This is a genomic window from Microbulbifer sp. (assembly GCF_036563125.1).
Lineage (GTDB): Bacteria > Pseudomonadota > Gammaproteobacteria > Pseudomonadales > Cellvibrionaceae > Microbulbifer.
The window spans coordinates 26,306-39,900 of the sequence record NZ_DATCMV010000135.1; the positions used below are offsets into that span (position 1 = coordinate 26,306).

8 protein-coding genes and 1 tRNA gene are annotated in these 13,595 nt (G+C 55.1%); all 9 read right to left on the minus strand.

Features of this window, described 5'->3' with window-relative positions; translation table 11 throughout:
* Positions 1–83: 83 nt before the first annotated feature.
* On the minus strand, positions 84–356 hold the full coding sequence (gene hbs, locus VIL80_RS11230; protein ID WP_105104404.1) for a non-specific DNA-binding protein Hbs: 273 nt from the start codon (positions 354–356) through the stop codon (positions 84–86).
* Between the two features lie 511 nt (positions 357–867).
* Positions 868–3,273 (minus strand): endopeptidase La, encoded by a 2,406-nt coding sequence (lon, locus tag VIL80_RS11235; RefSeq protein ID WP_318953848.1) that lies wholly within the window; start codon positions 3,271–3,273, stop codon positions 868–870.
* Between the two features lie 345 nt (positions 3,274–3,618).
* Positions 3,619–4,902 carry an ATP-dependent Clp protease ATP-binding subunit ClpX gene (gene clpX, locus VIL80_RS11240; protein WP_332036203.1) on the minus strand — a complete coding sequence of 428 codons (1,284 nt, stop codon included), beginning with the start codon at positions 4,900–4,902 and terminating at the stop codon, positions 3,619–3,621.
* 223 nt (positions 4,903–5,125) lie between these two features.
* On the minus strand, positions 5,126–5,770 hold the full coding sequence (gene clpP / locus VIL80_RS11245) for an ATP-dependent Clp endopeptidase proteolytic subunit ClpP (protein WP_332036204.1): 645 nt from the start codon (positions 5,768–5,770) through the stop codon (positions 5,126–5,128).
* A gap of 287 nt (positions 5,771–6,057) precedes the next feature.
* Positions 6,058–7,371, minus strand: a complete 1,314-nt coding sequence (gene tig / locus VIL80_RS11250; protein ID WP_332036205.1) for a trigger factor — start codon at positions 7,369–7,371, stop codon at positions 6,058–6,060.
* A 178-nt stretch (positions 7,372–7,549) separates the two neighbouring features.
* A tRNA-Leu gene (locus VIL80_RS11255) sits at positions 7,550–7,634 on the minus strand.
* Positions 7,635–7,901: 267 nt separating this feature from the next.
* Positions 7,902–9,077: an acetyl-CoA C-acyltransferase FadA gene (gene fadA / locus VIL80_RS11260; protein ID WP_332036206.1), complete on the minus strand. Its 1,176-nt coding sequence runs from the start codon at positions 9,075–9,077 to the stop codon at positions 7,902–7,904.
* Between the two features lie 11 nt (positions 9,078–9,088).
* Positions 9,089–11,245 carry a fatty acid oxidation complex subunit alpha FadB gene (gene fadB / locus VIL80_RS11265; RefSeq protein WP_332036207.1) on the minus strand — a complete coding sequence of 719 codons (2,157 nt, stop codon included), beginning with the start codon at positions 11,243–11,245 and terminating at the stop codon, positions 9,089–9,091.
* Between the two features lie 403 nt (positions 11,246–11,648).
* A complete protein-coding gene (locus tag VIL80_RS11270; protein ID WP_332036208.1) occupies positions 11,649–13,508 on the minus strand; it encodes a beta-ketoacyl synthase in 1,860 nt (619 codons plus the stop codon).
* Positions 13,509–13,595: the final 87 nt, after the last annotated feature.

Genomic DNA, 13,595 nt, shown 5'->3' on the forward strand with positions numbered 1-13,595 from the left:
AATGAAAAATTCAATGACTCAGAAACAAAAAAGGCGCATCCAATTGATACGCCTCTTTGAAGCATTGTTTATTACAAGGCTTCTTATTGCACCGCGTCTTTCAAAGCTTTACCAGCTTTGAAGTTCGGGATTTTTGCAGCGGCGATTTCGATGGGGTCGCCGGTGCGCGGGTTGCGGCCAGTGCGCGCAGCGCGCTCTTTGACAGCGAAAGTGCCAAAGCCAACCAGAGCAACCTGATCACCTTTTTTCAGTGCGTCGGTAATGCTTTCTACCATGGCGTCCAGAGCACGGCCAGCAGCTGCCTTCGGAATGTCGGCAGATGCGGCGATGGCTTCAATCAGTTCGGACTTATTCACGCTATATCCCTCTGTTCTTTTCTAGGTCTAGGTTTAGGTTTCTAGGTGTGTATGTTTGGTCTGTTGCTGCCTCTAATTGGTGAGGCGCATTCACGCAATTTTGCAGTCGAATTTTAATCGCCTGCGGCTCCCCCGCAGCGCAACAAGCCACGTTTTATACCAACTGCCTGTTGGTGGGTCAAGGAACCACGCGGCTTTGCGGGGAGTTGGACATTTTTAAATCACACCTGTTCAGGCAATGTCCGCCGAGTTCATTTTTTAGCCTGCACTCGCGCAGGCTGCGTACTCTACGCGACTTCTATCTCCCTGTTCAACGGTTTTTTATCCGAGGCACAAATAAAAGATTGGCGCCAGATAAATAAGGCCGAGATCGATAGAAATCGCCTCCATATCGATGAAATACGACCACCAGTGCCACAGAAAAAGCTCAAAAAACACACACAAAAAGAGGGCCCGAAAGCCCTCCAGGTTTTACTGGCAACGAATCAGATATCCGTCAGGCTGGCGCCACTCAGTGCGTCTGGATTGAGCGCTGGGAGCGCTCTTCTGCCTGCTTCTGCAGCGCTGAATACTCTTCATCACTGAGAGGGCTTGGCATTTTTTCCAGCGCGTATTCGAAGACCTGATCTATCCATTTCACCGGCTTGATCACGAGATCCTGCTGGATGTTGTCTGGAATATCTTTCAGGTCACGCTCATTGTCCGCTGGAATCAATACCGTCTTGATACCCCCACGATGCGCTGCCAACAGCTTCTCTTTGAGCCCTCCAATACGCAGCACTTCGCCACGCAGGGTAATTTCACCAGTCATAGCCACGTCTGCACGCACCGGGATATTGGTCAACACAGAAGCGAGTACCGTGCACATGGCAATACCCGCTGACGGACCATCTTTCGGTGTCGCGCCTTCGGGGACGTGAATATGAATATCGCGGGTTTCATGGAAATCCGGCGCAACGCCCAGCGCCTGGGCACGCGCACGCACCACAGTGAGCGCAGCCTGGATGGACTCCTGCATTACATCGCCAAGAGAACCGGTTTTGATCACGCGGCCCTTGCCAGCGACGGCGGATGCTTCAATGGTAAGCAACTCCCCCCCCACTTCGGTCCATGCAAGCCCGGTTACCTGGCCAATCTTGTTTTCCGCTTCCGCACGACCATAGTCAAACTTGCGCACACCAAGTAATTCTTCCAATTGCTCGGACTTAACCACCACCTTGCTAGTAGTTCCCTTGCGCACATGCTCTGTCACTACTTTGCGGCAGATTTTTGCCATTTCACGATCGAGTCCGCGTACCCCTGCTTCACGGGTGTAATAGCGAACGACATCGCGCACGGCTTCGTCGGTAACTTCCAGCTCTTCCGCTTTAAGCCCGGCCGCATTGCGCTGCTTCGGAATAAGGTAGCGCTGGGCTATGTTCAGCTTTTCATCCTCGGTGTAACCGGGAATACGGATGACCTCCATCCGATCCAGCAGCGGCCCCGGAATATTCATCGAGTTGGAGGTACATACGAACATCACATCCGACAGGTCGTAGTCCACTTCCAGATAGTGGTCATTGAACGACTTGTTCTGCTCTGGATCCAGCACCTCGAGCAGTGCCGAGGCAGGATCACCGCGGTGGTCCATACCCATTTTGTCCACTTCATCAAGCAGGAACAGTGGGTTCTTCACTCCCACCTTGGCAATTTTCTGCACCAGTTTGCCGGGAAGGGAGCCAATATAGGTCCGGCGATGGCCGCGAATTTCCGCCTCATCGCGCACGCCACCCAGCGCCATACGCACATATTTGCGATTGGTTGCGCGGGCGATAGATTCCCCTAGCGAGGTTTTACCCACACCGGGAGGCCCTACCAGACAGAGGATTGGGCCTTTGACTTTCTTGACGCGTTTCTGGACCGCGAGGTACTCGAGAATACGCTCTTTGACCTCTTCCAGACCGTAGTGATCCTTGTTAAGAATCTCCTCTGCCTTGACCAGGTCGTGGCGCACACGACTGGCCTTTTTCCACGGCACACTGAGCATCCAGTCAATATAACTGCGCAGGACCGATGCCTCGGCGGACATCGGCGACATCATTTTTAACTTGCCCAATTCCGCGCGGGTCTTTTTCTCCGCTTCCGCAGACATGCCGGAATCTGCAATCTTTCTTTCCAGCTCTTCGACTTCATTGGGCTCTTCAGTGATTTCGCCCAACTCTTTCTGAATCGCCTTCATCTGTTCGTTCAGGTAATACTCGCGCTGGCTTTTCTCCATCTGCTTTTTCACCCGCCCGCGGATACGCTTTTCGACCTGAATCAGGTCGATCTCCGAATCCATCAGACCCAGCAGATGCTCCAGGCGCTGCTTGACGCTAATGGTCTCCAGCAACTCCTGCTTCTGCGGTAAATCCAACGACATGTGTGCCGCAATCGTATCTGCGAGACGACCAGGTTCGTCGATGCCCGAGAGCGAAGTCATTACCTCGTTGGGCACCTTCTTGCTGACGGTGACATATTGCTCAAACTGCGACATGGCGGAACGCACCAGTGCTTCCGCTTCAGCTTCCGGCAACTCCTCGGATTCAAGCGGCGAAACCGTAGCGCGATAGTGCCCCTCGCCCTCGACGATTTCCTCCACCTTGACCCGGTGCCCTCCCTCTACCAGCACTTTTACCGTGCCATCCGGGAGCTTCAATAGCTGCAATACACTTGCCACTGTCCCCACGCGATATACATCGTCGGCGCCTGGATCATCTTCCGAAGCCTGTCGCTGCGCGACCAGCAACACTTGCTTATCACTGCGCATGGCCTGCTCCAGCGCATCAATGGACTTCTCCCGACCCACAAACAGCGGAATCACCATATGGGGGTAGACCACAACGTCGCGAAGCGGTAACAAGGGGTATTCGTTCAAGTTCTCGGATGGCTGGTCCATATAACTCCTCTCGGCCTAGGGGTGACTTCTGACCACCCCAGTTTGGCGACTTATCCATCACCGGGCAGTGTGACTGTGAATTCCGGTTGAGCGCCAGTCAGAATCCTAAATTGGGGGCGCCCCCCAGAATAACAAGGCCAGCTCGACCAGCGCAGCAAAATAAGTTTAATTCATCACAATCGACACCGGTCGAAGTGACCCGAAATTCCGGACACTCCCCCTTTCATAGCACAGAAATATACTTTGACCGAAAAATAGCAACTAAAACAACACGGAATTTCAGGCACAAAAAAAAGCCCCAAATTGGGGCTTTCTCTGTCTTCAAATAGTGCGCCCGCAGAGGGGTTACTCTTCGGGTGCCGCTTTCTGGGCTTCGGCCTGCTGATAAACCAGCAACGGAGTTGATTCGCCTTTGATCACAGCCTCGTCGATGACTACCTTGGCCACGTTGTCCATGGACGGAATATCGTACATGGTCTCCAACAGCACCGACTCCATGATCGAGCGCAATCCGCGCGCCCCGGTCTTGCGCTCCATCGCTTTGGAGGCTACGGCATCCAGCGCATCGGCACGGAAGTCCAGCTCAACGCCTTCCATTTCAAACAGCTTGGCATACTGCTTGGTCAGCGCGTTACGGGGCTCCGTCAGAATCTGCACCAGCGCCGCGCGATCCAGCTCTTCGAGGGTCGCAGTGACCGGCAGACGACCGACAAACTCGGGGATAAGGCCGTAACGCACCAGATCTTCAGGTTCCAGATCCAGCAGGACTTCACCGAAGTTGCCCTTGCTGTCTTTGGATTTCACTTCGGCAGAGAAACCGATGCCGCCCTTTTCCGAACGATCGCGAATCACCTTGTCGAGGCCTGCAAACGCACCGCCACAGATAAACAGAATGTTTGAGGTGTCCACCTGCAGGAATTCCTGCTGAGGATGCTTTCGACCACCCTGCGGGGGCACAGACGCTACCGTGCCTTCAATCAGCTTCAGCAGCGCCTGCTGCACACCCTCACCGGAAACATCCCGGGTGATGGATGGGTTGTCAGATTTGCGAGAAATCTTGTCAATTTCATCGATGTAAACAATACCCTGCTGGGCCTTCTCTACATCGTAATCGCACTTCTGCAGCAGCTTCTGAATGATGTTTTCTACGTCTTCACCCACATAACCGGCTTCGGTCAGTGTAGTGGCATCCGCAATGGTAAATGGTACGTTCAGCAGTCGCGCGAGGGTTTCCGCGAGCAGGGTTTTACCACTGCCGGTAGGACCAACCAGCAGAATGTTGGACTTACCCAGTTCAACATCTTCCTTGCCCTTCACACTCTTGGTAGTGCGCAAACGCTTATAGTGGTTGTACACCGCAACCGCCAGCACCTTTTTGGCGCGGGTTTGCCCGATCACATACTGATCGAGAATTTCGGTAATTTCCTGGGGAGTAGGCAGACGGGAATCGTCACCATCTACGGCTTCCTGAACCTCTTCACGGATAATATCCGTGCAGAGTTCAACACATTCATCGCAAATGTAAACAGATGGACCCGCGATAAGTTTACGTACTTCCTGCTGGCTTTTGCCACAGAAGGAACAGTAAAGGAGTTTGCCGTTGTCGTCTCCGCTGTTCTTATCAGTCATCTATGTACTCCGTGGTCTGGGCAGCCAGCCGAAATGCGGTGGCAAATAGGGTTCATAACCAAGATGCGGCCTTTTGGCAGGATTTTCAAGTTTTTTATCCTTACCGCAAGTCCCGGCGAATCGCGCCCAAAGGATGTTCTAACACTGCCAAAATCGGTAGGACAGTTCTACGCTGCCCCACCGATCCATAGGCATTTAATATCAACTCAAGTGAAGAGAGGCGTCACTTAAGTGGCATTTGCCGACGGGCAAGTACGTCATCTACCAGACCATACTCTTTGGCTTCATCCGCACTCATGAAATGGTCGCGCTCGGTATCGCGCTCGATATCCGCCAAACTGCGATCCGCATGATGCGCCATCAACTCATTCAGACGCTTGCGAATTTTCAGGATCTCCTGAGCATGTATGTGGATATCTGACGCTTGCCCCTGAGCACCACCACTCGGCTGGTGAATCATCACACGGGAGTTCGGGGTCGCAAAGCGCTTACCCTTGGCACCAGCATTGAGCAAAAATGCGCCCATGCTACAAGCCTGACCAATGCACATGGTGCTGACGTCCGGCTTGATGAACTGCATAGTGTCGTAAATTGACATGCCGGCGGTGACGGAACCACCTGGCGAGTTGATGTACAGATGAATGTCCTTGTCCGGGTTTTCCGCTTCCAGGAACAGCAACTGTGCCACCACCAGGTTGGCCATGTGGTCTTCAACCGGGCCCACCAGAAAAATCACCCGCTCCTTCAGCAGCCGGGAATAAATATCGAAAGAGCGCTCCCCTCTCGCGGTCTGCTCCACCACAATCGGAACCAGACCACTGGCAGCCATAATGTCATTGGATTTAGCGGGGTAATCAAAATAAGCCATGGATACGATGCTTCCTTTTTCGGCGTATTAGGCGGACTGATAGCTTGCCTGCTCAATAAAGGCACAACTTTCAGAAAATCGGGTCAACCTGAGCTTAACTGCTCGGCGACGATAAAGCCAGCTGGGGTGAAAGACAAAGTCGGCGCCCCACGGGAACCAGGGATAGGCATAAAAGGCGATGGAAAGATGCTTGAAGACTCGCAGGCAAAAATCTCAGAAAAGTATTACGTGCGGATAAAGTGCAGAAGAAAAAACGGCCACCTAGAGGTGGCCGTTTTTTCGCAATCTTACGCCTGCTTCTGCGGCTTGATTACGTCGTCGTAAGTGCTTTCCACCTCGCTAACCTTGGCCTTGTCCAGCACAAAATCAACTACCTGATCTTCGAGCACTACAGACTCAACACCAGCCAGCAGCTCGCGGTTGTTGAAGTAGTAGTCAACCACCTCTTCCGGCTGCTGATAGGTAGAAGCCAGTTCTTCAACCTTGGCTTTTACGCGATCGCCATCCACAGCAATCTTGTTCTGCTTAACGATTTCACCTACCACCAGACCCAGAACCACGCGACGCTTGGCCTGATCTTCAAACATGGTGTCCGGCAGCATTCTGGCAGCGTCCTGCGGTTTGATCTGACCACCAAACTGCTGAATCATCTGGCCGCGCAGGGTATTGACTTCGCTTTTTACCAGAGCAGCAGGAATTTCTACCTGGTGCTTGTCAAACAGCTGGTCCATGACCTGAGTCTTGACCTTGTTCAGAGCAGCATTTTTCAGCTCACGCTGCATGTTGCTGCGAACCTCTTCGCGGAACTTCTCTTCACCACCGGCATCCACACCGTAAGCAGCGAAGAATTCGTCGTTCAGTTCAGGCAGCTCCGGCTTCTCGGAGTCGGTTACCTTGATGGTGAACACCGCCTTGGCACCGCGCAGGTTTTCTGCGTGGTACTCTTCCGGGAAGGTTACTTCCACTTCTTTTTCTTCACCGGGCTTCATGCCAATGATGCCGTCTTCGAAACCGGGGATCATGTTGCCAGAGCCCAGCACCAGACGCTGGCCTTCCGCTTTACCACCTTCGAATTCTTCACCGTCTTTACGACCAACGAAGTCGATGGTTACGCGATCACCCTTCTGGGCCTTGCGCTTGGTTTCCTTCCAGCCGGACTGCTGCTTGCGCAGTACGTCGATCATGTTGTCGACATCCGCGTCGGTCACTTCGGCAACCGGGCGTTCGATGGAAACTTCCGCCAGATCGGCCAGAGCAACTTCCGGGTAAACCTCAAAAGTCGCTACGTATTCCAGATTTTCACCGGGAGCGATGCTCTTGGCTTCAATGCTGGGCTGACCGGCCGGCTTGACCTGCTCTTTCTGAACCGCTTCGTAGAAAGAGCGGCTCATTACCTCACCCAGGACTTCCTGACGGACGCCATCACCAAAACGCTGACGCACGACTTTCAGCGGCACTTTGCCCTTGCGGAAACCGTTGATACGAACGGTTTTGGCTGCCTGCTGAAGGCGCTTGTCCACTTCCTTATCAACGACCTCTGCCGGCAAGTTGACCGTTAAGCGACGTTCCAGACCGGAAGTTGTTTCGATGGAAACCTGCATGTTATTCCTCGTGAGACTCTTCTCTTCACAGATGCCGGGCTGAAGGAAACGCATCCCAGCACCAGCGATTAGCGTAGCGCCGATAAACCGGCCGCCAAATACAAACAGTCCGCGCCACCACTCTTTCCCCCTACTGCAGGAAGAACAGCGCTCACGGCACGGACTGTGTAAATCTTGTTGGTGGGGACGGGGAGACTTGAACTCCCACACCTTGCGGCACCAGAACCTAAACCTGGCGTGTCTACCAATTCCACCACGTCCCCAACTTTCCCCTCGCCGCTAACTTCTTGATTTGCATGAGTTTTTGACGAAAAACCCAGCTGGCTCGCAACAAGGGGAGCAGATTGTGCCACAGCGAACACAGGGCTTCAACAGATGCCCGCTACCAGACACTCTTTCAGTCACTTTTGCGACTAATTCGGGCAAACGCACAATGCAGCGGAGCCAAATTGGAACCTCGCAGTATTTTGCGCTCAAGCAAATAAGAGGGGCGCCAAATGGCGCCCCTCTTATTTGGCTTCAAGGGACGATCAGACCCTTTCAACGATGGTGGTGATCCCCTGCCCCAGACCGATACACATGGTCGAAACACCGAGATTGCCACCCTCATTTTGCATGACCGTCAGCAGTGTGCCGGTGATGCGCACACCGGAACAGCCGAAGGGGTGACCCAGCGCGATAGCACCACCGTACAGGTTCACCTTGTCGTCCATAGCGTCGAGCAGGTTGAGATCCTTCAGCACCGGCAATGCCTGAGCCGCAAAGGCCTCGTTCAGCTCGACCTTGTCGATATCTTCAATGGTAAGCCCGGCGCGCTTGAGCGCTTTCTTGGTGGAAGGCACAGGGCCGTATCCCATGATGGACGGATCCACACCCGCAAGCGCCATTTCACGTACTTTCGCGATGGGCGTGAGACCGAGGGCCTGGGCACGCTCGGCAGACATCACCAGCATGACAGACGCACCATCGGTAATCTGCGAGGAAGTTCCCGCGGTCACCTGCCCGTGCTTCGGGTCGAACGCCGGTCTCAGTTGTGCGAGCGCCTCTACCGTGGTTTCCGGACGAATGGTCTGGTCTTTTTCTACCAGCACCGGCACACCGTCATCATCGTGACCTTCGATCGCAATGATTTCGCGGGCGAATTTACCCTCTTCCGTTGCTTTCGCAGCGCACTGGTGTGAGCGCGCACCGAACTCGTCCATCTGTTGGCGCTGGATGCCATGCATCATCGCCAGATATTCCGCGGTCATCCCCATGGAACCCGCGGCCTTTGCCATATAGCGGCCAAGCATCGGGTTCGGGCTCACATGTTCCATCATGTTCAGGTGACCCATATGTTCGACACCGCCGACCACATATACATCACCTACGCCAGCCTGGATATTGGCCGCCGCAGTGTGCAGGGAAGACATGGAAGAACCGCACAGGCGGTTTACGGTCTGCGCCGGAACGGTGTGCGGCAGGCCTGCGCGCAGCACGATCATACGCGCCACGTTGAAGCCCTGCTCATCACGCTGCATTACACAGCCCCAGATCACGTCATCGATTTCTTTCGGGTCAAGTTTGTCGTTGCGCTGCAGGAACTTTCGCAGCAGCTCTGCCGACATGTCATCCGCACGCACGTTGCGGTATACACCGTTCTTGGATCGGCCCATGGCGGTACGCGCATAGTCGACAATTACGGCATCTCTAGGATTCAGACTCATGGAAACTCTCCTTACTTGTCGCCGTAGTAGGTTTTGCCATTGGCAGCCATTTCGCGCATACCTTCGGTGGGCTTGTACAGCTCACCCAGATCGCTGTATTGCTCAGCCATCTTCACGAAGTTATCCAGGCCGATGCTGTCCAGCCAGGCAAAAATACCACCGCGGAAGGGCGGGAAGCCGATACCGTAGATAAGGGCCATATCTGCCTCTGCCGGGGAGTCAACGATACCCTCTTCCAGACAACGAGCCAGCTCGGTCGCCATCGGCACCATCATGCGCGCAACGATCTCATCGTTTTCAAATTCACGACGGTCAGCCACGTGCGGCTTGAGCAGTTCGTAGGTTTCTTCCGAGGCCACTTTTTTCGGACGGCCTTTTTTGTCTTCTTCGTAAACGTAGAAGCCCTTGCCATTTTTCTGGCCGTAGCGACCAGCTTCGTACATAACATCAGAAGCGGCAGTAAAGGTTTTGCCCATACGCTCGGGGAAGCCTTCTGCCATCACTTTTTCCGCATGTACGCCGGTGTCGATACCGACCACATCCATCAGGTAAGCCGGGCCCATCGGCCAGCCCCAGCGCTCCATCACCTTGTCGACCTGCTGGAAGTCAGCGCCATCGCGCACCAGCATGGCGAAACCGGCAAAGTAAGGGAACAGTACGCGGTTCACCAGGAATCCGGGGCAGTCGCGCACAACAATCGCCTTTTTGCCCATTTTGTTGGCATAGGCCACAACTCGAGCAACCGCTTTTTCCGAGGTTTTCTCACCGCGGATCACTTCCACCAGCGGCATTTTGTGTACCGGGTTGAAGAAGTGCATACCGAGGAAATTTTCCGGACGGGAAAGCGGCTCCGCCAGGCTATCGATGGAAATGGTCGAAGTGTTGGAGGCGATCACGGTATCTTCAGAGACCTTGCCCTCAACTTCTTTCAAAACAGCGTGTTTTACCTTCGGGTTTTCCACCACGGCTTCAACCACGACGTCGATATTGTCGAAACCATCGTAGCTCAGGGTCGGTTCGATACGGTTGAGCACTTCGCCCATTTGGTGCGCACTCATGCGACCGCGCTCAACCATTTTGGACAGCAGCTTGTTAGCCTCTTTCAGGCCGAGGTCGATACCAGCCTGGTTGATGTCCTTCATCTTGATCGCGGTGCCTTTGTAGGCGGACTGGTAGGCGATACCACCCCCCATGATGCCCGCGCCCAATACGGCGGCGCGCTCGATTTTCTTGTCGGCTTTCTTTTCCCAGCCCTTGGCAACTTTTCCTACCAGCTGATCTTTCAGGAACAGGCCGACCAGGGATTTTGCGGTTTCGGTCTGCGCACTGGCGATAAACTGCTGCTGCTCGATTTTGAGCGCTTCATCGCGACCCAGCTTGTAACCCTGCTCAATAGAAGTTACTGCATTGACCGGGGAGGGATAGTTGCGCCCCGCCTGCTGGCCCACGAACGCCTTGGTGGTGAAGAACGCCATCAGCGCTTCGGTGTCATTCAGCGGGATTGGGGATTTCTTGACTTCGCGACGCGCCGTGTAATCCAGCTCGCCGGAGATGGCGCGACCGAGCAGTTTCAGCGCTGCGTCTTTCAGCCTTTCTGTCGGCACTACCGCATCAACCGCGTGAGCGGTGAGCGCTGCATCGGGGCGCTGCTCTTTGCCGGCGGCAATCCACTCGGCGGCGACGTCCACACCCACCACGCGCGGCAGGCGAACGGTGCCGCCCCAGCCCGGGATCAGTCCCAACTTCACTTCCGGCAGGCCGACTTTCGCCTGCTCGCCCATCACCCGGAAATCACAACCCAGGCAGACTTCAAAACCGCCACCCAGCGCAAAGCCATTGATCGCGACCGCGGTCGGGAACGGCAGATCTTCCAGGCGATTGATGTTTTCGTTGTTTTTGTTCATCAGGTCGGCGATACCTTCCGCGCCGGCGGAAAACGCACCGCCAAACTCGGTAATATCAGCACCGACGATAAATACACTTTTGCCGCTGGTCAGCAGCAGGCCCTTGATGTCGCCAGCCTTTTCAATCGCATCCAGTGCGTCGGAAAACTCCGCCACGGTAAGACGATTGAACTTGTTGACGGACTCGCCTTCCAGATCGAACTTCAGTTCCGCGATGCCGTTGTCCAGCATCTGCACGGATAGCGCTTTGCCACTAAATAACATTATTGACCTCATTGATTGGTGACCGAAATTTCACCCGGTTGGATGAGCCGGTCCGGGGGTCGGGGTTGTGCAAGACTGAAACCGGACTCAGCGTCCGTCGAGAGTACGACATAACTGCAACCAGCCAATGACGCGCATCCCAATATCAGTCAACGCGAGCAAGTATAGCCAGATTCAAACGTCCGTTTGAATACCATTTCCGCCATATCCACTGTCCTGATTAGTGCGTGAATTGTGGTGAACGGGACATTTAGTTCAAAATATGACCGAATCGTCGCAAGAAGAACCAGCACGCTTTTGGTCGAACGAGTGTCGAAAATTGGAGCGAGCTCCGAAAGGCGTGCCAGAAAATGTATTGAACCCACCAAAACGGCGGGCTCAATACATATCTGGCTTGGCGGATTCAGACCATATCCGCGAAAGGATTTTCCATCGGCAGGGATACTTCACCCGGAATACCGGGCAACTTCATGGAATGACCGTCCAGGGCGATACCCTCCTCATCGATCAGACCTTCACCGAAACGATAAATCGCATCCAAATCGCCGCGACTGGCACGGGCGTCATAGGCTGCCGCACGCTCAACAACCGCTTCGTTGCGCTTGCGATACTCCGTGAGTGCGCGGTCCCCATGCCGTTTAGCCAGCATTTTTTGCGCAATATGCGGCGCAAGAACACTCGCGGTGGCATTGTTACCACCGAAGCCCTTGGAGTTGAGGAACGCCACATCAAGAGATGCCGGATCCCGCTCCACGTGCGCGAGGGAGAGGGACAGGTGCTGGTGATAAACATCATCCGCTACCCGATCGATGGTGGTGATACCCGGGAGAATGCCGCGGTCGAAAATACCCAGACTGGAGATCAGCTGATCACCACTGGCAGCGGCAACGGTGTGTCCGACAAATGCCTTCACCGCGCATACCGGCCAGTCTTGGATGCCGAATGCACCGGCGAGGCGATCAAAAATCGCGGATTCCGTTACCCGGTTCTGCGGTGTACTGGAACCGTGTGCCTGTACGAAGCTGCGCTGGCGCAGACTCTCTTCACCAAGAATCGCACGCACTTCCGACATGGCGCGCGCAACAGTCAGGTAATTACCTGGGCCTGGCGCGGAAATGGATTTTTTGGGACCATCGGCGTTGACGAAAACGTTGGCTACCGCACCGTGAATGGGCGCTCCCAGCTCCAGCGCCAGTTCGTCATCCATCAACACCGCCCACTGGCTGCCTTCCCCAAGGGTAAAACCGCAGTTGTCACCGAAGGGCCGGCTGGCACGGCGAAAATCAATTTCATCACCAAAGATTTTGCGCAGCCCCTCCAGGTTGGCGAGCGCACCCATGGTTGCGTAGCCATCCACGACTTCCGGTACCAGTGGCGCTTCCGCAGCGCCAACCACCGCGACCCGAGCACGACCACAGCGAATATCCTCCACTGCGGCGCGCAGATTATAGAGATAGGTTGCGCAAGCGCCGGCCACCGCACCGGTGGTACCGACACTGCCGAGCACATAGGCATTGACGAAGTCCGCGGGCATGCTGGTCAAACCCAGTGCCAACTGCTTTGAGCTTACACGCCCTCCGCGCAGACGCGATTGCAGTAAGCCGCCATTGCCATTGGGATCCAACTGGCTCATTGCGGAACTGGCATAGACAGAAATTTTGTCCGGACCCGCCTTTGCGGCCACCAGATCCCAATCGATCCCCAATGACTGAATGGCGTCAGAGGCGCCGAGAATCGCGAGCTGCAGACCGCGCGGGTGGAAGCGGGAATTATACTGGTCCCCCGGCTCAAATCCGGTGGGCAACTGCCCGGCGGACGCAACCGAGATTTCGCGGTAGCTGTCGAGCATGACGGAAAGCTCCGCCGTGCGAATTCGTACCCGACCGTTGTCCAGGGGCTCTACACTCCACCCTTCCGGCAGCGGCGATGGCAGCTGGCGGGCAGACATATCAAAGGTGAATCCACCTTCGCTGCGCAACTCCGCTGGCTGGTGAAAGTGACACTGGCGATAATCGTAGTAACGCGACTCCAGCTCTCGCACCAGAGTGCCCTGAAGCACCCGCTGCTCAAGCTCGGCGCTCAGCGGGCCACTGGCAGCCTCGCCGGTGCGCAGCCCCATCAGGGCGGCGAGATCAGACAATATGTCGGTGCGCTCCGCTGCGCCAAGACGGTCCAGCACCATACGCTTGTAGCCACGGTGAAATGAACTGCGACCAGCGGGGTTAAAGCCCCCAAATGCGGTGATTACGGGTAGGCGCTGCATCCTGACCTCCTGCCTGATTCGAACAAACGAGTCGAAACTGCCCCAGCAGATTCGATGGTGGGCCAGTTTAGGTGCTGGCGATTCGGC